The following is a 285-nucleotide window of genomic DNA, read 5'->3' on the forward strand; positions in this document are numbered from 1 at the left end:
GGGCTTATCCGGCGGCGGTGGCCGAGGCCTGGGTCGATGGCCACGTCCATGCGTTTGCGTTTTTCGGGGGCGTGCCGCAGTCGATCGTCTATGACAATGACCGCTGCCTTGTGGCGAAGATCCTGCCTGATGGCACACGCAAGCGGGCAACACTGTTCAGCGGGTTCCTGTCCCACTACCTGATCCGGGATCGCTATGGCCGCCCCGGAAAGGGCAATGACAAGGGGAATGTCGAGGGCCTTGTCGGTTATGCCCGGCGTAACTTCATGGTCCCCATCCCGCAGT

General features: G+C 62.5%; 1 pseudogene. It reads left to right on the top strand.

What is annotated here, in order from left to right:
• Window positions 1-285: pseudogene (locus V6766_RS25550) on the top strand (IS21 family transposase); the annotation flags it as partial.

Source organism: Martelella sp. AMO21009 (assembly GCF_053484295.1).